This is a genomic window from Pseudomonas fluorescens (genome assembly GCF_902497895.1).
In the GTDB taxonomy this organism is placed as follows: domain Bacteria; phylum Pseudomonadota; class Gammaproteobacteria; order Pseudomonadales; family Pseudomonadaceae; genus Aquipseudomonas; species Aquipseudomonas fluorescens_BP.
The window spans coordinates 22774-44013 of sequence record NZ_CABVHQ010000050.1; the positions used below are offsets into that span (position 1 = coordinate 22774).

The 21240-nt window shown below is 60.4% G+C and carries 17 protein-coding genes; 6 read left to right on the forward strand and 11 right to left on the reverse strand.

Features of this window, described 5'->3' with window-relative positions; genetic code table 11:
• Window positions 1-44 precede the first annotated feature (44 nt).
• The 10 genes from fis to F8N21_RS21950 form a co-directional block, all read right to left on the reverse strand.
• A complete protein-coding gene (gene fis / locus F8N21_RS21905) occupies window positions 45-365 on the reverse strand; it encodes a DNA-binding transcriptional regulator Fis (RefSeq protein WP_150644095.1) in 321 nt (106 codons plus the stop codon).
• Window positions 362-1375 carry a tRNA dihydrouridine synthase DusB gene (dusB, locus tag F8N21_RS21910; protein WP_150644096.1) on the reverse strand — a complete coding sequence of 338 codons (1014 nt, stop codon included), beginning with the start codon at window positions 1373-1375 and terminating at the stop codon, window positions 362-364. Before dusB ends, fis begins: the two co-directional genes overlap by 4 nt.
• A gap of 195 nt (window positions 1376-1570) precedes the next feature.
• Window positions 1571-2809 (reverse strand): DUF3426 domain-containing protein, encoded by a 1239-nt coding sequence (locus F8N21_RS21915; protein WP_150644097.1) that lies wholly within the window; start codon window positions 2807-2809, stop codon window positions 1571-1573.
• 30 nt (window positions 2810-2839) lie between these two features.
• On the reverse strand, window positions 2840-3718 hold the full coding sequence (gene prmA, locus F8N21_RS21920; RefSeq protein WP_150644098.1) for a 50S ribosomal protein L11 methyltransferase: 879 nt from the start codon (window positions 3716-3718) through the stop codon (window positions 2840-2842).
• A gap of 237 nt (window positions 3719-3955) precedes the next feature.
• Window positions 3956-5317, reverse strand: a complete 1362-nt coding sequence (accC, locus tag F8N21_RS21925; protein ID WP_150644099.1) for an acetyl-CoA carboxylase biotin carboxylase subunit — start codon at window positions 5315-5317, stop codon at window positions 3956-3958.
• A 17-nt stretch (window positions 5318-5334) separates the two neighbouring features.
• Complete coding sequence (gene accB, locus F8N21_RS21930) at window positions 5335-5796, reverse strand: acetyl-CoA carboxylase biotin carboxyl carrier protein (RefSeq protein ID WP_150644100.1); 462 nt, start codon at window positions 5794-5796, stop codon at window positions 5335-5337.
• A 24-nt stretch (window positions 5797-5820) separates the two neighbouring features.
• On the reverse strand, window positions 5821-6276 hold the full coding sequence (gene aroQ, locus F8N21_RS21935) for a type II 3-dehydroquinate dehydratase (protein WP_150644101.1): 456 nt from the start codon (window positions 6274-6276) through the stop codon (window positions 5821-5823).
• A 131-nt stretch (window positions 6277-6407) separates the two neighbouring features.
• Complete coding sequence (locus tag F8N21_RS21940; protein WP_150644102.1) at window positions 6408-8192, reverse strand: protein-disulfide reductase DsbD; 1785 nt, start codon at window positions 8190-8192, stop codon at window positions 6408-6410.
• 329 nt (window positions 8193-8521) lie between these two features.
• Window positions 8522-10483, reverse strand: coding sequence for a methyl-accepting chemotaxis protein (locus F8N21_RS21945; RefSeq protein ID WP_150644103.1), 1962 nt, complete (start codon window positions 10481-10483; stop codon window positions 8522-8524).
• 106 nt (window positions 10484-10589) lie between these two features.
• Window positions 10590-12206: a response regulator gene (locus F8N21_RS21950; RefSeq protein WP_150644104.1), complete on the reverse strand. Its 1617-nt coding sequence runs from the start codon at window positions 12204-12206 to the stop codon at window positions 10590-10592.
• A 288-nt stretch (window positions 12207-12494) separates the two neighbouring features.
• Here F8N21_RS21950 and F8N21_RS21955 point away from each other — a divergent pair, with 288 nt between their 5' ends.
• From F8N21_RS21955 to F8N21_RS21980, 6 genes are all read left to right on the forward strand, one after another.
• The gene (locus F8N21_RS21955) at window positions 12495-13562 is read left to right on the forward strand and encodes a DUF2333 family protein (protein WP_150644105.1); all 1068 of its coding nucleotides are present in this window, start codon (window positions 12495-12497) and stop codon (window positions 13560-13562) included.
• 3 nt (window positions 13563-13565) lie between these two features.
• Window positions 13566-14123, forward strand: coding sequence for an NUDIX hydrolase (locus F8N21_RS21960; protein ID WP_150644106.1), 558 nt, complete (start codon window positions 13566-13568; stop codon window positions 14121-14123).
• Between the two features lie 281 nt (window positions 14124-14404).
• On the forward strand, window positions 14405-14776 hold the full coding sequence (locus tag F8N21_RS21965) for a translation initiation factor Sui1 (RefSeq protein ID WP_150644107.1): 372 nt from the start codon (window positions 14405-14407) through the stop codon (window positions 14774-14776).
• A gap of 224 nt (window positions 14777-15000) precedes the next feature.
• On the forward strand, window positions 15001-16914 hold the full coding sequence (gene speA, locus F8N21_RS21970) for an arginine decarboxylase (protein WP_150644108.1): 1914 nt from the start codon (window positions 15001-15003) through the stop codon (window positions 16912-16914).
• A 395-nt stretch (window positions 16915-17309) separates the two neighbouring features.
• The gene (locus F8N21_RS21975) at window positions 17310-18788 is read left to right on the forward strand and encodes a contractile injection system protein, VgrG/Pvc8 family (protein WP_150644109.1); all 1479 of its coding nucleotides are present in this window, start codon (window positions 17310-17312) and stop codon (window positions 18786-18788) included.
• A complete protein-coding gene (locus F8N21_RS21980) occupies window positions 18785-19582 on the forward strand; it encodes a DUF4123 domain-containing protein (RefSeq protein WP_150644110.1) in 798 nt (265 codons plus the stop codon). Before F8N21_RS21975 ends, F8N21_RS21980 begins: the two co-directional genes overlap by 4 nt.
• Window positions 19583-19596: 14 nt before the next feature.
• Here F8N21_RS21980 and F8N21_RS21985 read toward each other — a convergent pair whose 3' ends face one another.
• A complete protein-coding gene (locus F8N21_RS21985; protein WP_150644111.1) occupies window positions 19597-20946 on the reverse strand; it encodes an MATE family efflux transporter in 1350 nt (449 codons plus the stop codon).
• Between the last annotated feature and the right edge of the window lie 294 nt (window positions 20947-21240).

Sequence of the window (21240 nt, forward strand, 5' to 3'; positions counted from 1 at the left end):
GGCGACCGGTTTTCCACGGACGCCTTTCTGGTTTGATTGAATGCTTACAGCAGATCGTACTGCTTGAGTTTCTTGCGCAAGGTGCCGCGGTTCAGACCGAGCAGCTCACTGGCCTTGGTCTGATTGCCCTTGACGTAGTTCATCACGCTTTCGAGCAATGGCGCCTCGACTTCGGACAGCACAAGGTTGTACACGTCCGTGACGGCAGCGCCCTCAAGGTGGGCGAAATAATTGTGCAGCGCTTTCTCGACACTCCCGCGAAGGGTCTGACCCTCTTCGCTCGGTGTATTGAGGTGCTGTTTCAAATTCACATTATCGCTCACGGGTGCTGTTCCACTCACTAAAGTCTCGGTCATCGTCATCATGCGGCCACCCCTTCTCCGTCCCCTGTCACCAGGTTCTTGTAGCGTTCGGCAAAAAACTCACGAACGTTGGCGCACTGTGCTTCCGTTTCATCCAAACGATTGAACTGGGCGCGAAACTCCCTGGCGCCCGGCAGGGTTGCGAGATACCAGCCCACATGCTTGCGAGCAATGCGTACGCCCATGACATCCCCATAGAAGGCATGCAGCGCGGCCAGATGCTCTAGCAGAATATGTTCCACCTCGAACAGCTCTGGCGCCGGGAGTGTGTCGCCGGTACGCAGAAAGTGCTCGATCTCACGAAAAATCCAGGGTCGCCCCTGGGCGGCCCGGCCAATCAACAGACCATCGGCGCCGGTCGCTTGAAGCACGTACCGGGCTTTCTCGGCCGAGTCGATATCGCCGTTGGCGAAGACCGGAATCGACACCGCCTGCTTGATGGCGGCAATGGTGTCGTACTCGGCTTCGCCTGTGTACAGATCGGCGCGGGTCCGGCCATGGACCGCCAGCGCGGTGATACCTGCCTGCTCGGCGATCTTCGCCACCGTCAGGCCGTTCTTGTTCGACCGGTCCCAGCCGGTGCGTATTTTCAAGGTGACCGGCACATCGACTGCCGCCACGACGGCATGCAGGATCTCGCTCACCAGGTCTTCGTCTTTCAGCAACGCGGAACCGGCAGCCTTGTTGCAGACTTTCTTCGCCGGACAACCCATGTTGATATCAATAATCTGTGCACCCAGCTCGACGTTGGCCCGGGCGGCATCCGCCAGCATCTGCGCATCACCGCCGGCGATCTGTACCGAGCGTGGCTCGGGATCACCTCCGTGGATCATGCGCATCCGCGATTTGCGGGTGTTCCACAAGCTCATGTCGCTGGTGACCATTTCCGAGACTACAAGGCCTGCGCCCAACCGTTTGCACAGCTGACGAAAGGGCTGGTCAGTGACCCCCGCCATCGGAGCGAGAATCAAGCCGTTGGGCAATGTATATGGACCGATGCGTACCGCCGACATAGGACTTCCCTGGTGTGGGGCCGGATCATTAGAGTTCGAAAAAGGGTTGGCATGATACCCGCTCTCGATGACCGGATAAAGGCTGAATTGGATAAAATCTGAACAGTTATTCTGTTATCGCCAACAGTTTGGACCGGGACGGGAAAGTCAGAAAAACGCCGTCAAACCGTGATCGCACCGCTTGACTCAAGCGTTTCACTCGGGCGAATGAAAGCTCAGGCTGTAATTAACCGCTTTAGGGCCGGGGTCGAGGATGTCCAGGGCGATATGGATCGGTGTCTGTGGTGGCATTTCTGCCAGGCCTTCAAGTTCGCCGCTGAGGTACTCGCTCGGCTTGAAGCGCCGACTGGCGATCAGCTGCCCATTGATATCGGCAAAACGCAGTTCCAGCAACGGGAAGGGTTGAGAGAACGGTGCGCGGTTGTAGATGATCGCATCGACTATCAGCGCGCCGCTGAAGTTCGGGTGACTGCGGACCACCAGATTGCTGCTCTTTATACGGGCAATATCGACCTTGGACGGCACCGCGCAGCCGATTTTCGGGCACAGCTCCTGGAACCACGGGCGGTACTGGTCCTGGCGGGCCAGTTCCTCGAAGTGATAGGCAACGTATTGACCTGCCAGCGCTGCGGCGCCGAGCAGAATCAGCAGTCCCCAGAGAAAACGTCGACCCCAGGGGGAACGGCGCTTTTGCCAATCAAGCTGCACGGGTTCGTCGATCAGATCCTGGAGCACCTCGTCGTGCAAGCCAGGTTCATTGCGTGTGCGCTTCTTGCGCGGTGGCTCGGCCTCCAGCAGTTCTTCGTCAGCGACATCCGTCGCGCTCAGGCGCTCGAAATGTTCTGGTGCTGGCGGCTCCGGCTCCAGGCGTACCAGCGGGGCCTCGGGTTCGTCCTGCAGATCGTCAAGCTTGAACGACAGCGAGGGTTCGGTGCGACCGGGTCTGTCCGGCTCGACGATCGGGGCTGGCGGCTGGCGGTCTGCATTGGCCAGAGGCTCAATGGGCTCGATCACTTGCGCGCGTTCGGCCGTCGGTTCGCTGAACAGGCTGCCAGTCCACTGTTCTTCCTCGCCGCCGGTGATTTCCCGGCGTGCGCTCAGCGACTCTTCCCTGGGCTTGCGTTCCTGGCCGAGGTCCATGATCGGCTGGATTTCCCGCTGTTCGAGCCTGGCGAGTTCTTCGTCGAGGTCGTCCAGGTCGAGTTCGGCGGCCGTCCACTGCTTCTGGCTGATCGCCCGGGGGGCGGCGGGCTCGACGGGCAATGGCGCGTCGGTTTCCTTGCCAGAGCCTTGCTCCAGCAACTGCCGTGCGGCGTTGAACACCTGCAGGCATGAGCCGCAACGAACCACTCCGCGGGCCACGCTTAATTGGGCGTGGCTGACGCGAAAGCTGGTTTGGCAATGCGGGCACTGGGTGACGAAGCTGTCGGTCATGCGGCAATCCGGATTATGCAGGCGTCCATTCTAGCGCCGACGGCCGGTAATGCGCACCCAACCTTCGCGATTGGCGATCGGGTCCAGCTCGAAGTCCTGGGCGTAGGCCGCTGCGACCTCAACGCCTTGCTCGGCGAGAATGCCCGACAGTGCCAGGCGCCCGCCGGGCTTGACCAGGCTGGACAGTTGCGGAGCCAGTGAAACCAACGGGCCGGCGAGGATATTGGCGACCAGTACATCGGCTTGAACCTGTGGCAAATCTTGCGGCAGATACAGCGGGAACAGCGCTTCGGCGATGTTGTTGCGCCCGGCATTGTCGCGGGAAGCTTCCAGCGCCTGCACGTCGATGTCGGTGCCGACCGCTTCTTTGGCGCCCAGCAGCAAGGCGGCAATTGCCAGGATCCCCGAGCCGCAACCGAAGTCCAGCACGTTGCAACCCTTCAGGTCCTGACCGTCGAGCCATTCCAGGCACAGCGCCGTGGTCGGATGAGTGCCGGTACCGAACGCCAGCCCCGGATCGAGCAGCAGGTTGACGGCGTCTGGCTCCGGCGCGGCGTGCCAGCTTGGAACGATCCACAGGCGCTGGCCGAAGCGCATCGGGTGGAAGTTGTCCATCCAGCTGCGCTCCCAGTCCTGGTCTTCGATGATTTCGCTGTGATGCTCGGGCAGTGGACCGCCGGTCAGCAGCTCCATATGGGCCAGCACGCTGGCGGCTTCGGTGCCGTCTTCGAACAGCGCCAACAGATGGGTGTGGGACCACAGCGGAGTGGTGTTGAGCTCTGGCTCGAAGATCGGCTGATCCTCGGCGTCCATGAACGTCACCGAAACGGCGCCGACTTCCAGGAACGCGTCTTCGTAGGTTTCGGCTTGTTCTGGGCTGATGGCGAGACGGACTTGCAGCCAAGGCATGGCGGGCACCTTTGAAAAATGTAGTGTGCAGCCTGATGGCTACGAGAAGCCCGCCAGTTTACGCGAGCCGAGCGCAGAAGACGACCATAGGGTATATGCCGAAAAGATCGCAGCCTGCGGCAGCTCCTACATGTGTACGCCAGTCCCTTGTAGGAGCTGCCGAAGGCTGCGATCTTTTGATTTTCTCCAGAAACAACAAAGCCGCTCGAAAGCGGCCTTGTTGGTCTGGATCACATCTTAATGCTGGGCAGCCAGCTTGTGTTCCAGGTAGTGGATGTTCACGCCACCTTCGCAGAAGCCTTCATCGCGGACCAGGTCGCGGTGCAGCGGGATATTGGTCTTGATCCCGTCGACAACGATTTCATCCAGCGCATTGCGCATGCGCGCGAGGGCTTCTTCACGGGTTGCACCATAAGTGATCAGTTTGCCGATCAACGAGTCGTAGTTCGGCGGTACTGCGTAGCCACTGTACAGGTGCGAATCGACACGCACGCCATTGCCGCCCGGGGCATGGAAATGCTTGACCGTGCCAGGGCTTGGCATGAAGGTTTTCGGGTCTTCGGCGTTGATCCGGCATTCCAGCGCGTGACCACGAATGACTACGTCATCCTGGGTAAACGACAGCTTGTTGCCGGCGGCGATGCTGAGCATCTCCTTGACGATGTCGATCCCGGTGACCATTTCCGATACCGGGTGTTCTACCTGAACTCGAGTGTTCATTTCGATGAAATAGAACGCCCCGTTCTCGTAAAGGAACTCGAAGGTACCCGCGCCGCGGTAGTTGATGTCGATGCAGGCCTTGACGCAGCGAGCGAGGACTTCCTGGCGTGCTTTCTCGTCGATGCCCGGTGCCGGGGCTTCTTCGAGAACCTTCTGGTGGCGACGTTGCAGCGAGCAATCGCGGTCACCCAGATGGATGGCCTGGCCCTGGCCATCGGAAAGCACCTGGATTTCCACGTGACGTGGGTTGGTCAGGAATTTTTCCAGATAGACCATCGGGTTGCCGAACGCTGCCCCAGCTTCGGAGCGGGTCAGTTTCGCCGAGGAGATCAGGTCTTCTTCGTTATGCACAACGCGCATGCCACGACCACCACCGCCGCCAGCGGCCTTGATGATCACCGGGTAACCGACTTCGCGACCAATGCGCAGAGCGGTTTCTTCGTCTTCCGGCAGTGGGCCATCGGAACCCGGAACGGTTGGAACGCCGGCAGCGATCATGGCGTGCTTGGCGGAAACCTTGTCGCCCATCAGGCGGATGGTTTCGGCTTTCGGGCCGATGAAGGCGAAGCCGGATTTCTCGACCTGTTCGGCGAAATCGGCGTTTTCCGCGAGGAAACCGTAGCCTGGGTGAATGGCGGTGGCGCCAGTCACTTCAGCGGCCGCGATGATCGCCGGGATGTGCAGGTAAGACTTTGCGGCGGATGCCGGACCGATGCAGACGGATTCGTCCGCCAGGCCCAGGTGCATCAGCTCTTTGTCGGCCGTGGAATAAACGGCGACGGTCTTGATGCCCATCTCTTTACAGGCGCGCAGGATCCGCAGGGCAATTTCACCGCGGTTGGCGATCAGGACTTTTTCCAACTTCGCAGGTTTCAACATCGTTGGCTCTCCGCGGTTCAAACGATGGTGAACAGCGGTTGGTCGTACTCAACCGGCTGGCCGTCTTCAGCAAGGATGGATTCGATCACACCGCTGGTTTCAGCTTCGATGTGGTTCATCATCTTCATGGCTTCGACGATGCACAGCGTGTCGCCTTTCTTCACGCTCTGACCGACTTCAACGAAGGACGGCGAGCCAGGGGAAGATTTGCGATAGAACGTACCCACCATCGGCGAGCGGGCAACGGTGCCGTTGAGCACTGGAGCGGCCGGTGCGGCAGGTGCTGCGGCAACCGGTGCGGCGGCAGCGACAGGCGCGGCAACCGGAGCAGACATAGGAGCAGGTGCGTAGTACTGCTGAGCCGGGGTTTTGCTGTGGCGGCTGATCCGTACGGACTCTTCGCCTTCCTTGATCTCGAGCTCGTCGATGCCGGACTCTTCCAGCAGTTCGATCAGTTTCTTAACTTTACGGATATCCATGAATCATCAACTCCCAAGGGTCGGTCAGGGGCGTTTAGCTTGTTGTTCAAGCTGTTCCAGGGCGGCCTCCAGGGCCAGTCGATAACCGCTGGCGCCAAGGCCGCAGATCACTCCCACCGCTACGTCGGAGAAGTAAGAGTGATGGCGGAAAGGTTCGCGTTTGTGCACGTTTGACAAATGCACTTCGATGAATGGGATGCTCACTGCCAGCAGCGCGTCACGTAATGCGACGCTTGTATGCGTAAAAGCTGCCGGATTGATCAAAATGAAATCCACACCCTCGCCGGGCGCGGCATGAATGCGATCAATCAATTCGTACTCGGCGTTGCTTTGCAGGTAGAGCAAATGGTGCCCGGCATTACGCGCCCGCTGTTCCAGATCCTGATTGATCTGAGCCAGGGTGACTGCACCATAGACGCCCGGTTCGCGGGTGCCGAGCAGGTTCAGGTTGGGGCCGTGCAAAACCAGTAGGGTCGCCATCTGCAGTTCCTTGTTATCTGTGTGCAGTTGTCAGAACCCGGCGACTATGCCGCAAAGCCTTTGTGACTGTCCAGTTCTCTGCAATAGCCAGCACGATGCCCGATGTTTGCGCGAAATATATCACCGACCGATTAAGTCCGGTCATTCGCCCTGGCGACACGTTCGGCGAAGTCCGCTGCATTGATCTCGCCGATCACCCTCAGGTCTGCGTGTTCGAGACCGTCTTTGCCGAAAAACATCAGCGCTGGCGGTCCGAACAGTTTGTAACGGTCGAGCAGGGCGCGTTGTTCGCGGTTGCTGGCGGTCATGTCAAAGCGCACTAGGCGATAGCCTTTGAGGCGTTCGACGACGTTGTCCTCGTTAAGCACCTCATGTTCGATGACTTTGCAGCTGATGCACCAGTCGGCGTACCAGTCGAGCAGCACTGGAGTGCCGGCAGTCCTGGCCTCGGCGAGGGTACGCTGCAGTTCAGCAGGGCTACTGATGGTCTGCCATTGGCTGGTGTTTTGAGCCGGGACGCCAGTGGCCGAATTGACGGCCAGTGAGCGGCCAATCGGACTCAGCGGGTCGGTCTGGCCGCTGAATGCGCCATACCAGCAGGCCAGCGCGTAGAACAACAGAAACATCCCCAGCAGCTGCGCCAGACGCTGTCTAGGTGGCTTGTAAATGAATTCGAGGGCGCCAAGAAACAGCCCGACACCCGCTGCCAGCAAGCCGAGCAGCAACAAGGTGGCCTGGCCGGGCAGCACCCGGCTGAGCAAACCGATCGCCAGCCCAAGCAAAAGAACCCCTATGGCATTTTTAACGTAGAGCATCCATGGCCCGCTTTTCGGCAGCCAGGCTGCGCCGCCCGTGGCGATGAGCAGCAACGGCGCGCCCATGCCCAGGCCCAGCAGCAGGAGTTTCAGTGCCCCGCCCAGCGCATCCCCGCTGGCACTGATATAAAGCAGGGCGCCGGCCAATGGCGCCGAAACGCACGGCGAAACCAGCAGGCTGGAAACCACCCCCAGCACGGCGGCGCCCCACAAGGAACCGCCTTCGGTGCGATTGGCCACACGATCCAGGCGGCTGCTGATGGCATGGGGCAGTTTCAGTTCGAAAATGCCGAACATGGCCAGGGCAAACACCGCGAAAAACAGCGCGAACGGCACCAGAACCCAGGCTGATTGCAGGCGTGCCTGGAGATTCAGTTGCGCGCCGAACATGCCCATCAGGGCCCCGAGCAGGGCAAAGCAGACCGCCATCGGCAGCACATAGGCGAGCGACAGGTTGAAACCGCGCCAGCCGCCGACCTGACCGCGCAACACCACACCGGAGAGAATCGGCAGCATGGGCAGCACGCAAGGGGTGAACGTCAGGCCCACTCCCGCGAGGAAGAACAGCGCCAGTTCGCGCCAGTTCCAGCGTGTCTGAAGGTCACTGGCCGGGGGTTCGGCACCGCTTGTTGCAGAAGGCTCGCCCGCGATATTCAGCCGCTCGGTTTCAGGCGGGTAGCACAGGCCTTTATCGGCACACCCCTGGTAAGTCACTGCCAGGCTGAAGGGGCGCCGGTCGCCGGCCGGGCGTGGCAGTTCTACCTCGAGAATCCCGTGGTAGACCTCGACGTCGCCGAAATACTCATCGTGTTTCTGCTCACCCTGAGGCAGTTGGGCGGCGCCGAGCGTGACGTCTGCGGGCTCGGTGCGGAACTGAAAGCGATGGCGGTAAAGGTAATAACCTTCACTGGCGACGAAGCGCAGCTTGATCGATTGCGCCGTGCTCTCTACCAGACTCAGTTGAAAGGCTTCGCGTACCGGCAGGAAGTCGGAATTGTTATTGACCGAGCCCAGGGTCGAACTGGGGCGACTGTCCAGCAACCCGGCGGCGGTCACCGGCAGGGCGAGCAATAACAGCATCAGGCAGAGCAAGCGGCGCATAGCGATCTCGCGTATCGGAAGTGTGCGCATGATAGCGGAGTGGGGCGGGGAGTGCAGGGAGAGGGCGCAGGGCACTTGCCACAATGGTTAGTGCCCTCTCGATACCTGCGGGCTTGCCCTAATACCAGTTTAGGCGGTACGCGGACCGTAGCAGCTGCCGAAGGCTGCGTTCGGACCGGGGTCGCGCTCGACCGCAGCAGTCGTAAATCCGGCTTCCACGGTGAGTCGGGAATACCGCGGCGCTTGATTTTACGACCGCTACGCGGCCGAACGCAGCCTTCGGCAGCTGCTACGGATTGGGGCAAGCCCCCTCACCACAAGGGGCGCTTTCAGACCCTGAATGCCTGCACGGCCGTATGCAGCTGCCCGCCCAATGTCAGCAAATGTTCCCCCTGGCTGCGACCCTCGCCAATTCTCAGCAAGTTATTCCCACCCAGCTGGTGGATCCGCTCGCTGTGATCGCGGATCTCGCTGACGGCACCGCTCTGTTGGGCGGTGACATCGGCAATGCGTACCGCAGTGTCGGAAATGGTCTGGATCGCCCCGACGATTTCGTCCAGCGCACCGTCAGCCGCCTGGGCCTGATTGGCCGTGGCTTCGGCGTGTTCGACTTGAGCGCGCATGCCTTCCACCGATTGGCGGGCGGCCAGTTGCAGGCCGGCGATCAGCGTCTGGATCTCGGCGGTGGCGCCAGCGGTGCGTTGCGCCAAGGTACGGACTTCTTCGGCGACCACGGCAAAACCGCGGCCCATCTCCCCGGCGCGAGCGGCTTCGATGGCGGCGTTGAGGGCCAGCAGATTGGTCTGGTCGGCAATCGAACGGATCACTGTGAGCACGCCGCCAATGGTCGCCGACTCTTCGGCCAGCTGTTCGATCATCTGCGCATTGCCTTGCACCTCGCCGACCAAGGCATGCAACCCCATGAGGCTCAGACCGATGACTTTCTGCCCGTGTTCGACGGCAAGCCCGGCCTGACGGCTGGCGTCCGCGGCCTGGCTGGCATCACCGGCTACCTGCTGGATTGTGGCTTCCAGCTCACCCAATGAGTCGCGAATTTGCGCGGTATCCCCGGCCTGGCGTTCGGCGCCGCTGTGCAGACCACTGCTCAACTCGGCTAGCGCGCGGCTGCTGCCGGCGACCTGTTCGGCGTTTTGCCGGATGGTTCCCACCAGATCGGCCAGATACGCCCGCAGTCGATTCAGCGACGCTTCGATGTCGTGCAGTTCGCGGTTGGTGGCGCCCAACTGGATATCCCGACTGAAGTCGCCTTCAGCCCAGGTCGACAAGGCCGGTGCGAGGTTGGTCAGCACTCGCGCCAGACGCCGTTGCAAGGTGTCGATGAGCAGCGCGATCAGCAGGATCAGGCCGATCATCAAGCCCTGGATGATCCGCACTTCGCTCTGAATCTGCCCGTGTTGGGCGCGGACAGCGGGTTCCAGGCCGGCAATAGCCTGGGCAACAGCGGCGATCCTCAGGTGTGTCGCAGTGCTGAGTTCGGTCCGTTGCTGGATCTGCTGGCGAGTACGGGCGAGCTCGGCGGGGTAGCGTGTCAGCAGACTGTTGAGTTCGCGCTTGAGGCCGATGCCAGTATCTTCGACGAGGCTTTTTTCAGTGTTCTCCAGCCCCATCATGGCGGCGAAGTCGTCGCTGTTCGATTCGCTGCTGGCGCTGACGCCTAACAATGCCAAGGCCTCCAATTGCTCGGCCTGGCTGCGGATGTTGCTGACTTCACGCTCGACATCCGCCGCCAGCTCGCTACGGCCGCTGCTGACCAGTTTGTCCCGGGCCAGCGACAGCTTGGCCAGGTGCTGCGACGCCGCCAGCAACAACGGCAAATAGCCTGTGGCATTCGGGTTATCGGCGCCCGTGGCGTATTGGCTGAGTTGTTCCAGGTTGCCGCCCAGCTCGCGCTCGGCCTGGAGCAGCAAGGCTTGCGGATCGCCGGCGAGTTTGCCCGCGGCCAACAGCTCGGTCTTGCTGAACTCGCCCAGGCTCGAAAGGCTTGGGCGCAAGCTTTGGGCTAGCTCGTCCGGCAATTCGTCGAGCTCCCTTTGCAGGGTTTCGATGGCCTGGCCGGCACTGCTCAGGCGCAGTGCATCGCCACTGGCCAGATAGTCCTGGATATTGCGCGCCACCTGATTCTGGAACTGCTGGGACAGGCCCAGGTAACGTTCCATCAGCAGGTAGGGGCGCTCCAGCGCGCGTTGCGACCACCAGAGCGTGGCACCCAGGGCGAGGCAAACGGCGACTAAGAGGAGGGTGTTGAGATTGGTCAGCAGCTTCAGGCGCATCTAGGGTCTACCAACGACGGAACGGTAAGCGCCTGAAGTTATTGCGTTTCTGTTACAAGGTTATGACCGGCTCGGTGGATTCAGAGGAAAAGGTGGCACTTTGCTTTTATGCCAGAGCGACTTGCACACAGTTGCGTCCGGCGTGCTTGGCGCGGTACAGCGCTTGATCTGCCTGGCTGGCCATCATCAGGCTGTCGGAGCCCTCGCGCAGCTCTACGACGCCGGCGCTGAAGGTGCACCAGAGATCCTGAGGTTGTGCTGGATAATGAATTTCGGAAAAACGCTGGCGGATTTCATTGAGCACTTTGTAGGCCGATTCGACATCGGTGTCGGGCATGACGATGGCGAACTCTTCGCCGCCATAACGCCAGATGAAGTCGGTCTTGCGCAGGCGTTGCTTGAGGAACAGCGCCAGGCTCTTGATCACACGGTCGCCCATAGGGTGGCCGTGGCTGTCGTTGACCCGTTTGAAATGGTCGATGTCGAGCATCGCAAAGCTCAGCGGCTTGCTTTCGCGACGAGCGCGAAAGCTGCAATCTTCGAGCAATTGCAGGATATGGGTGTGGTTATACAGGCCGGTCAGGCTGTCGCGAATCATCCGCGCCTTGAGACTGCGTGCCCGGGCCGCACGGTTGCGCACGGTGGTGATCAGGTGACGCGGTTTGATCGGCTTGGTCAGGAAGTCGTCGCCGCCTTCGCTCATGGCGTCGAGCTGCTTGTCCAGGTCGTCTTCGGCCGACAGGTAGATGATTGGCACGCTGACGTAGCGGTCGTTGTGGCGTATGACCTTGGCCAGTTCGGTACCGGTACAGGCCGGCATATACATATCGAGGATGATCAGGTCTGGCTGGAAGTCCGCCAGCTCGGCCATCGCCTCGATCGGCTCGATCAGGGTCCGGGTGATGATCCCGGCGCTATTGAGCAAGCGTTCGGTGTGCAGGGCCTGGGCCCGGGAGTCATCAATGATCAGCACTTTGTACGGTTCGTACTGGGCGACGCAGGTCAGCACTTCGATTTTTTCCAGCAGGCTCGAAGCTTCGAGGGTGCCGGTCAGAAATTCCTGACCGCCGGCGCGCACGGCCGCGAGACGGGTCGGGGTGTCGGTTTCGTGCAGGCTGAAGAACAGCAGGGGCAACTTGTGCTCCAGGCCTTCCTGGGCTTCGGCCGCCAGTTTCAGGCCCATGCCGGTGCCGCAGAAGTCGACATCCATGACAATCGCAGCGGGCAGCCGCTCCACCAGCGAGGAGCGAAACGCCGCGACACTGTCCAGTGATTGAGCACTGAGTCCGAAGAACTCAAGCTGCTTGGCCAGCCGCTCGGCGCGGCCGTGATCCTGCAGCATCACGTAGATCGGCTTGCGCAGCGGTGGCAGGAAGGTTTGTTCGAGCTGGTCGCCATGCCGCAGGCCGGTGCGCGACAAGCGTTGCATCAAGCGATTGAGATCGGTAATCAGTCCGCTACTCAGGCGCCCGCGGTTGGCATCCACCGCGTGCAGCGAATCGCCGATACTGCGCGCCAGCTGAGCATGTTCGGGTTGTTCGAATCGTTCGGCAAACCGCAGCAGGCGCAAGTTGGCTTCGCTCAGCTCGGACAGGTCGACGCTAGACCATTCACTGCGCTGCAGGCGTTGCCATATCTCAAGAATTTGACGTGCCTGATGAATGACCCGCTGGGCAAAGTGGTGCTTGAGGCGCTCACGGCTGGGGTCTTCTGGCTCGGTCATATCCTGACAACTAGGTAGGGGGCATGCTGAGATTCAATAGTGGCTCTATGCTAGCACCTCTTTTCAGTTGGATGAGTGTCGCACGTCAATAAACGGTGCAGTGACACTATTCGGTTGCTGACCGACTGGTCGCATAGGCTCGCGACTGTGCTTCATTTATAGTGGGCCGGTGATCCGCGCCTATTGTGCGACGCCAGGTATTGCGAGCGATAAATCCGCTCGGGCCGAGGCACGATGGGGTAGGGTTACTGTCGAACCTATGAATTCCGAGATCGAAAGGATATAGCCATGCTGGACTGGAAGAACCGCGCAGGCAGCGCGCCTGAACGGGCCGCTGAACCGAAATCGGCAACCCGCAGTTATTTCGGTGGTTTGCTGTTCAGCCGCGCCCTGGCTACGTTGCTCGCCCTTTACCTGCTGGTGACCATTGTCCTGGGCTGGTACTGGAGCCAGGAACCGGCATTGTTTCCGGTTCAGCAAAACGCCCAGATGGAGGCCGAGAGGCAAGGCAAGCAGATGGTCATCGGTTACACCACGGTGGAAACCCTGAAGACCGTTGCCGGTACGCTGCTGACCAAGCAGGGTGGCTATATTTCCAACGACCGTTTTCCGCCGGGCTTGTGGATGGACAATATGCCGAGCTGGGAATACGGGGTGCTGGTGCAGGTGCGTGACCTGAGCCGTGCCCTGCGTAAGGATTTCGCCCGTTCCCAGTCGCAGTCCACCGAGGACGCTGATCTGGCCAAGGCCGAACCGCGTTTCAATTTCGACAACAGAAGCTGGGTGCTGCCTTCCAGTGAGTCCGAGTATGAGGAAGGGATGAAATCCCTGACCCGTTACCAGACCCGTTTGTCCGATCCGAACCAGAAGAGCGCGCTGTTCTATTCCCGTGCCGATAACCTGAACAATTGGCTGGGTGATGTGGGCACCCGTCTGGGTTCGCTGTCGCAACGGCTGTCGGCCAGCGTCGGCCGGGTCAAGCTCAACACTGCGCTGAAAACCGAAGTCGTGGCCCCGGGCCAGGTGCCACAGGTGGATGAAGAGGTGGTGGAAACCCCTTGGATGCAGATCGACAACGTATTCTACGAAGCTCGCGGCCAAGCCTGGGCGTTGTCCCACTTGCTGCGCGCCATCGAAGTTGACTTTGCCGATATCCTGGCCAAGAAGAACGCCACGGTCAGCGTGCGCCAGATCATTCGTGAGCTGGAAGCCTCCCAGGAACCGGTCTGGAGCCCAATGATCCTCAACGGCAGCGGCTTCGGTGTATTGGCTAATCACTCGCTGGTCATGGCCAACTATATTTCGCGGGCCAACGCGGCGGTCATCGATTTGCGTCAATTGCTTTCTCAGGGCTGAGTCATGGTCGCTACCTCTAATGAGGACGCACATCGCGCGGCCTCGGATGCCGAACAGATTGCCTGGGTCGATGAGCAGGACAACCTGCTCGGCGCCCTGGTCCGCTCCGATCTGCGCGAGCGCGGGCTGATCGGTCGCGGTACCTACATCATGCTGTTCAATTCTGCCGGTGAGCTGTGCGTGCATCGGCGTACCCTGAGTAAAGCCATCTACCCAGGTTTCTGGGACGTGGCGGCCGGCGGCATGGTACTGGCGAGCGAGACCTACGCCGAGTCGGCGGCCCGTGAGCTGGAAGAAGAGCTGGGAGTGAGCGGTGTCGAGTTGACCGCCCATGATCACTTTTTCTTTGAAGACACCGGCAATCGACTCTGGTGTTCGGCGTTTTCGGCGGTCTGGGACGGGCCGTTGCGCTTGCAGCCTGAAGAAGTTCTGGAAGCGCGCTTTATGCCGATCGAGCAGGTCATGCAGGATATTGCGCAAAGGCCTTATTGCCCGGACTCTCTGGCAGCCTTGAAACGTTATCTGCGCGCACAAGGCGCAGACGTCGCAAAAGATGCATAAATTGGCGCCGATTGGCTCTTAGCAAGTCGGCTTTTTGCCGTTACACTGCGCGACCTTTTTCAAGCTGGACCGGTTTTGCTTTTTGTAGGAGCTGCCGCAGGCTGCGATCTTTTGACTTTGCTTTTGAGTCAAAATCAAAGATCGCAGCCTCGTTGCACTCGTCAGCTCCTACGCAGGGTTACCCGGTTCAGTAGCGCTGCCCCTGCCTGAGTGGGGCTTCGCGGTCGATGGCACTTGCCAAAGTGCAGCGACCAGTCTTTGTCCTCCCAAGAGGATTGCCGGTGGCCAAAAAAGCCGCATCCTTCGCCGCCCTTGGTGGCCTGGTATTTTCCACCGACGCAGGTCGACATTGCCCGGACTGTAGCCAGCCGGTGGATGCCTGTATCTGCAAACAAACCGTTATCCCTGCCGGCGACGGCATTGCTCGCGTGCGTCGCGAAAACAAGGGCCGTGGCGGCAAGACGGTGACCACCATCACCGGCGTGCCGTTGGCTGAAGACGCGCTCGGTGCGCTTGCCACGACCCTGAAAAAGCGTTGCGGCACCGGTGGCACGTTGAAAGACGGGGTTATCGAGATCCAGGGCGAGCATGTCGAACTACTCTTGGCAGAGCTGATCAAACTCGGTTTCAAAGCGAAGAAATCCGGCGGTTAGCAGCCTCTGTGAAGACCACCCCGACTTGACGCAGTCCTGATCCGATTCAGGTTTGCCGTCGTCTCCATGGTTTTCACAGAGCCTGTTCATGACCGGTTTCTAAACTCTGCGCTGTAGGCGAGGTCTATCCCCCTCGAATGCAGGCTAATCGTCATTTTCATTCTTCAGACTGCGCCAGCCTGATCTCAGGTGACGCTCTATGACTTCATTTATAGGGGACTTCGATGTCCGTACGACGCACACGCAAAGACGATGGCAGCCAATGGACAGTTGCGGACAGCCGCAGTGTTTACGGGATTCGCCATTGGGGGGCCGGGTATTTCGCGATCAATGATGCCGGTCGCGTCGAAGTTCGTCCGAACGGCCCGAACAGCTCGCCTATCGATCTGTACGAGCAAGTCGAGGAGCTGCGTAAGAGCGGCCTGTCCTTGCCGCTGCTGGTGCGCTTCCCGGATATCCTGCAAGACCGCGTACGGCAGCTGACTGGCGCATTCGACGCCAATATCGAGCGTCTGGAATACCAGAGCAAGTACACCGCGCTGTACCCGATCAAGGTCAACCAGCAGGAAGCGGTGATCGAGAGCATCATCGCCACCCAGAACGTTTCCATCGGTCTGGAAGCCGGTTCCAAGCCGGAATTGCTGGCGGTACTGGCCCTGGCGCCCAAGGGCGGGACCATCGTCTGCAACGGTTACAAGGACCGCGAATTCATTCGCCTGGCGCTGATGGGCCAGAAGCTCGGTCACAACGTATTCATCGTGATCGAGAAAGAATCCGAAGTCGGCCTGGTGATTGAAGAAGCTGCCTCGCTCAAGGTCAAGCCACAGGTCGGTCTGCGGGTGCGTTTGTCGTCCCTGGCCTCGAGCAAGTGGGCTGACACCGGCGGTGAGAAATCCAAGTTCGGTCTGTCCGCTGCGCAACTACTGTCGGTAGTCGAGCGTTTCCGCGTAGCCGGCCTGGACCAGGGCATTCGCTTGCTGCACTTCCACATGGGCTCGCAGATCGCCAACCTGGATGACTACCGGCACGGCTTCAAGGAGGCGATCCGTTACTACGGCGAGTTGCGCAACCTTGGCCTGCCGGTCGATCACATTGACGTTGGCGGCGGCCTGGGTGTCGACTACGACGGTACCCACTCGCGCAATGCCAGCTCGATCAACTACGACATGGACGACTACGCCGGTGTCGTGGTCGGCATGCTCAAGGAATTCTGCGACGCGCAGAACCTGCCGCATCCGAACATCTTCTCTGAAAGCGGCCGCTCGCTGACCGCCCACCACGCCATGCTGGTGGTCCAGGTGACCGACGTCGAGAAGCACAACGACGACGTGCCAGTCATCGAAAACAAGGAAAACCTGCCGGAAACCGTGCAATGGCTGGTGGACCTGCTGGGCCCGACCGACATTGAAATGGTCACCGAGACCTACTGGCGCGCCACGCACTACATGAGCGATATTGCCACCCAGTATGCCGATGGCAAACTGAGCCTGGCCGAGAAAGCCCTGGGCGAACAGTGCTATTTCGCTGTCTGCCGTCGCCTGCACAACTCATTGAAGGCCCGTCAGCGTTCCCACCGTCAGGTGCTCGACGAACTCAACGACAAGCTCGCCGACAAGTACATCTGCAACTTCTCGGTATTCCAGAGCCTGCCGGACACCTGGGCGATCGGCCAGGTGCTGCCGATCCTGCCGCTGCACCGTCTCGACGAAGAGCCGCTGCGCCGTGCCGTGCTGCAAGACCTGACCTGCGACTCCGATGGCAAGATCAAGCAGTACGTCGATGAGCAGAGCATCGAGACCAGCCTGCCGGTGCATGCGCTGAACGACGGTGAAGATTACCTGCTGGGGGTTTTCCTGGTAGGCGCCTATCAGGAAATCCTCGGGGATATGCACAACCTGTTCGGGGATACCGACTCGGTGAACCTCTACCAGAACCAGGATGGCTCGGTGTACAGCGCCGGTATCGAAACTCACGACACCATCGAAGACATGTTGCGCTATGTGCATTTGTCCCCGGAGGAGTTGATGACTCACTACCGCGACAAAGTCGCCAGCGCGAAGATCAGCGCCGCCGAGCGTACCCAGTACCTCGATGCCCTGCGTCTGGGTTTGACGCGTTCGTCTTACCTGTCGTCTTGAGTTAGCAATCAGTTGGCCCAGGTTGTCTGAAAATTCACTGCAGTTCGTGTGTTTTTACAGATAGCCTGGTGCGACCTCTCTTTATTTTTCATGCGCAATCGGCCTGGATTATTGGCGCTTTCGACGGCTCACTCTGCATTTCATGTAGTCCTCTTCCTAACTTGTGCTCTTGCTCTCTACTCGGCCATGTCTCTCAGCGAGAATCCCCGGTCGCCTTCCTGTAGAGAAACCTTGATGTCCAATCCAGTCAGCGAACCGTTCTTTCGTCTGGACATAACGGGCCTGCCCTATCCCCTTGACGTTTTGTCCTTTACGGGCACCGAATCCATCAGCGAACCCTTCGTGTTCGAGTTGCTCCTGATCATCGATGACCCGCAACTGGACCTGGGGGGCTCATGTATCGCAGCGCCTACCTTCATTTCATCAACGGCCAGGGCGGTATTCATGGGCAGATTCACGGGCTTGGCCAAGACAATCATTACGCCCCGCAAAGGTTTTGTCGTGTGCGGCTGGGGCCGAAGCTGGCGTGTCTGGCACAGCGTTACAGCCAGCGCATTTTCACTCGGCTCACGGTGCCTGAAATCATCAGCCGGGTGCTGCACGAACACGGTATTCGTGAGGGGGGGTATTGTCTTGAGCTGACGGGCGACTATCGGGCGCGGGATTACTGTACCCAGCATCGAGAATCGGATTTGCAGTTTCTCCAGCGCTTGTGTGCGCAAGAAAGTATTCACTACCACTTTGAGCATCAACGGTGCGGTCATTGCGTGGTGTTTGCCGATACACAGAGGAGTTCCAGTCGAAGCGACAGCTGCGTTTATTTGGCTGAAGGGCAGTCTCCCGGGATCCGGCAATTCAGTGTGAGCGCACAACTCAGGGCAGATGAATTCGCTGACCGGGCCGAGTGCGTCGCCGAGGGCCAAAGCGATCTCGCCGGGCTGCGCAGTGGTTCACTCATGCGCTTGTCCGGACACCCTTTTACCGATTGGAACCGCCTCTGGCTGCTGACCAGCATCCAGCATCAGGGGTATCAGGCACCGGCTTCAGGTCCGAGCGAGACGTTTGCCGGTGAGCGGCCATCGGTGTGTCAGTACCGCAATCATTTCCGCGCTACGTCCCGGGAAGCTTCCTTCGTGGCTGCCAGGTCGTTGCCAGAACCGCGAATGAGCGGCATCCAGCGAGCCTGGGTAGTCGATCCCGCGCCAGCGCTGGAAGCTCCTCAGGGAATGATCCCGCTGCAGTTTGACTGGCTGTATCAGGGGCAGGGCTCAAATCAAAGCCCCTGTTGGGTGCCCGTATCGAACGAGCTTGCAGGCGAAGCGATTGAAAAGGTGAAGGCCGGCATGCAAGTACTGGTCAGTTTTGCCCAGGGTGATCCGGACCGGCCTCTGATCATTGGTTGCCTGCCGCAATCGGGAGGCGGGGTGCAGACTGCATCGACAGATAAGACCAGTCCTGTTGCCGCTGAGCCGTGCGCGGGGCTGGCATTACTGCAGGCCCACCTCGATCCCGAGAAATTTGTCGGGGCCGGGCAAAGCATCCAGCTGTCAGGCGAGATTGAGCTGAGGTTCGACGCCGGCAGTGAAATGCTCTTCAAGGTCGGCAACAGTGCGATCACGCTCGGCGCAACGGGTCTCAGGCTGTCCAGTGCGCAGATCATTCTCGAGGCGCGGCCGCCATCGTCCGTCAGCGTCCCGATAACAGATCCACCGCCAACCCTATCTGACCCGGAGGGCTTGCTGGCGCTGGTGCAGGCTAGCCATCCTCTGGTGTTGCTGTGCTTGCTGCCGGAAGGCGGCAGCTTCAGCCACTGCAAACAAAGCGTCTGCACCTGTCGTTTGCTGGCCCGGCCCGGTAAAAGTGGTGGGGTATGAGCGTGGCCGAGATGCCAAGGCACGCAGCGCAATGGTTGTTGCTCGATCTGCCGGGCTCTGCGGAGTCAGGCCTGCTGTTGCGTCAACACTTTGCCGCCATCCACTGCCAGGCCCTGTTCGAGAGTACCGACCTGCATTCGCTGAGCGGGCATGGGCCGTTATTAGTCGCGCTGGATCAACACTCGCCGCTGGTTGCGCTCAGTCAGTCCGATCCACAGGCCTGGCCGGGATTGTTCCTGGTCAGCGCGGCACCGTTACAGGAGCTGTTGACGCATCTGCGACGGATGCTCACCGTCACCTTGGGGCTGCACTACAAAGGCCTCTTGAGCTACTACAACCCACAGACCGCGAGTTATTTTTTCGATGCCTGTGACGCCCGCGAACTGAGTAGCTGGTTGGGGCCGATCAGCCAGCTGTATTGGTATGGCGGCACCTGGGCCGACAAGGCGGTGGGCAGCCTGGGTTGGCAACACCTGGTGAATCCACGGCTGGCGGGCAGCCAGCTGGTCATCGAGCCCGGCCTGAGCCGCCGCCAGCAAGACAAGCTGCAGACATGCCTGCTGGAACGCCACGCCTATTATTGGAGTCGTTCGACGGGAAGTGACTACAGCACTATCTGGTGCCATCTGGAGGAGGGGCTCAAGCACGGCTTTCGGGACAATGCTGTGCTCGATGACTGGTTGCAACTGCGTCTGCGTTACCCGACGGCCAGTGTTCCCGAGCGATTGAGCGGCAGCACCCCGCGTGAGCGCCTTGAGCACCTGCGCCATACCTGGGAGGGTCATCGCCCCTGAACGGAGTGCTTCGATCAGTGGTGGCGGGCGCTGAACCAGCCGTCGTTCTTGCGCAGATGCCAGGCAAAAGCGCCGAGGGTCAGGCTTCGTAGCAGCATGAACAGTAGAAATGTCAGCCACAGGCCGTGGTTGCCGAAGCCCTGCAGAGCCCAGGCAAACGGCAGCGACAGGATGACGCTCAACAACATGCCATTGCGCATTTCCCGGGCTCGGGTCGCACCGATGAACAGGCCATCGAGCAAGTAACTCCAGACTGCAATCAGTGGCAGTACGGCGAGGTAGGGCAAATAACTGAAGGCTGTTTCGCGCACACTCTGGATGTCGGTCTGCATCTCGATGAACAGATGGCCGGTCACCAGGAACAACAGGGCGAAGCCCAGGCTGATCAGCAACGACCAACCACCGGCCACCACCAGTGAGCGACGCAAGGCCTGCCGGTCATGGGCGCCGATGGCGTGCCCGCACAGGGCTTCCACGGCATGGGCCAGGCCGTCCAGCGCATGGGCGGTCAGCAGCAAGCCATTGAGCAGCAGGGCATTGGCCGCAACCGTCGCGTCGCCCAGTCGTGCGCCCTGCACGGTGATCAGGAAAAACACCGATTGCAGCGCCAGGCTGCGAATGAAGATATCTCGATTGACCGCCAGCAACGGTCGCCAGCTTTGCCACAGCCCAAGCGCGGCCCAGGCGATATTCCCCGGGTAGGCCCGCAAGGCGTTGCGGCTCATGGCCAGACCGATCAGGGCGCCGGTCCATTCGGCGATGACCGAGGCCCGTGCCGAGCCGACCACACCCCACTCCAGGCCAAGGACGAACCACAGGTTCAGGGCGATGTTCACCAGGTTGGTACTGAGCAGAATCGCCAGCGGCGCGCGCGCGTTCTGGGTGCCGAGGAACCAGCCCACCAGGGCAAAACTGGCCAGTGCTGCTGGCAGCCCGAATAGCCGGGTATGGAAGAAGTCCCGGGTCATCTGGTCGAGTTCGGCGGAAGGTTGCATCAGCTGCAAGGCGACGCCGCTCAGCGGCACACCAATGATTCCGAGCAGCAGCGCCAGGCCCATGGCCAACAGCAACCCCTGCAACAGGATTTGCCGAAGCGCCGCACCGTCTGCCCGCCCGGCGGCCTGGGCGGCGAACCCGGTGGAGCCCATGCGCAGAAAGCCCATGGACCAGGCCAGGAACACGTAGAGGTTGGCCCCGATCGCCACCGCGCCGAGTTGGTGGGCGTGGGGCAGGTGGCCGATCACCGTACTGTCGACCAGCGCCACCAGCGGAACGGAAATGTTCGACACAATCATCGGCACCGCGAGGGCCCAGACGCGGTGATGGGTCAGGCGGTGACGCCAGTCGGTGATCAGGGTGGACATGCAGGCTCCTTGCAAGAGCGGGCATTGTAGCGGCAGAAGCAGGATTGACGCCGAGCCTTCTGTGCATAGGTATCTACACAACCATTGGAATACGGCGTAGGGCTGAGTCCGTAGCAGCTGCCGAGCCTGCGAGGCTGCGTTCGAGGACGCAGTCGTCGCAAATCCTATGCCCGCGGTTTACCTGAAAAAGCGTGTTGCCTGATTTTACGACCGCTTCGCGGCCGAACGCAGCCTCGCAGGCTCGGCAGCTGCTACGGGCGTAGTCCTTCACAGATTTCAAAGTTGTGTAGATAC

Excerpts from the sequence above, each read along its gene's own strand:
- fis (WP_150644095.1), bottom strand. The coding sequence starts at position 365 with ATGATGACGATGACCGAGACTTTAGTGAGTGGAACAGCACCCGTGAGC.
- dusB (WP_150644096.1), bottom strand. The coding sequence starts at position 1,375 with ATGTCGGCGGTACGCATCGGTCCATATACATTGCCCAACGGCTTGATT.
- F8N21_RS21915 (WP_150644097.1), bottom strand. The coding sequence starts at position 2,809 with ATGACCGACAGCTTCGTCACCCAGTGCCCGCATTGCCAAACCAGCTTT.
- prmA (WP_150644098.1), bottom strand. The coding sequence starts at position 3,718 with ATGCCTTGGCTGCAAGTCCGTCTCGCCATCAGCCCAGAACAAGCCGAA.
- accC (WP_150644099.1), bottom strand. The coding sequence starts at position 5,317 with ATGTTGAAACCTGCGAAGTTGGAAAAAGTCCTGATCGCCAACCGCGGT.
- accB (WP_150644100.1), bottom strand. The coding sequence starts at position 5,796 with ATGGATATCCGTAAAGTTAAGAAACTGATCGAACTGCTGGAAGAGTCC.
- aroQ (WP_150644101.1), bottom strand. The coding sequence starts at position 6,276 with ATGGCGACCCTACTGGTTTTGCACGGCCCCAACCTGAACCTGCTCGGC.
- F8N21_RS21940 (WP_150644102.1), bottom strand. The coding sequence starts at position 8,192 with ATGCGCCGCTTGCTCTGCCTGATGCTGTTATTGCTCGCCCTGCCGGTG.
- F8N21_RS21945 (WP_150644103.1), bottom strand. The coding sequence starts at position 10,483 with ATGCGCCTGAAGCTGCTGACCAATCTCAACACCCTCCTCTTAGTCGCC.
- F8N21_RS21950 (WP_150644104.1), bottom strand. The coding sequence starts at position 12,206 with ATGACCGAGCCAGAAGACCCCAGCCGTGAGCGCCTCAAGCACCACTTT.
- F8N21_RS21955 (WP_150644105.1), top strand. The coding sequence starts at position 12,495 with ATGCTGGACTGGAAGAACCGCGCAGGCAGCGCGCCTGAACGGGCCGCT.
- F8N21_RS21960 (WP_150644106.1), top strand. The coding sequence starts at position 13,566 with ATGGTCGCTACCTCTAATGAGGACGCACATCGCGCGGCCTCGGATGCC.
- speA (WP_150644108.1), top strand. The coding sequence starts at position 15,001 with ATGTCCGTACGACGCACACGCAAAGACGATGGCAGCCAATGGACAGTT.
- F8N21_RS21975 (WP_150644109.1), top strand. The coding sequence starts at position 17,310 with ATGTATCGCAGCGCCTACCTTCATTTCATCAACGGCCAGGGCGGTATT.
- F8N21_RS21980 (WP_150644110.1), top strand. The coding sequence starts at position 18,785 with ATGAGCGTGGCCGAGATGCCAAGGCACGCAGCGCAATGGTTGTTGCTC.
- F8N21_RS21985 (WP_150644111.1), bottom strand. The coding sequence starts at position 20,946 with ATGTCCACCCTGATCACCGACTGGCGTCACCGCCTGACCCATCACCGC.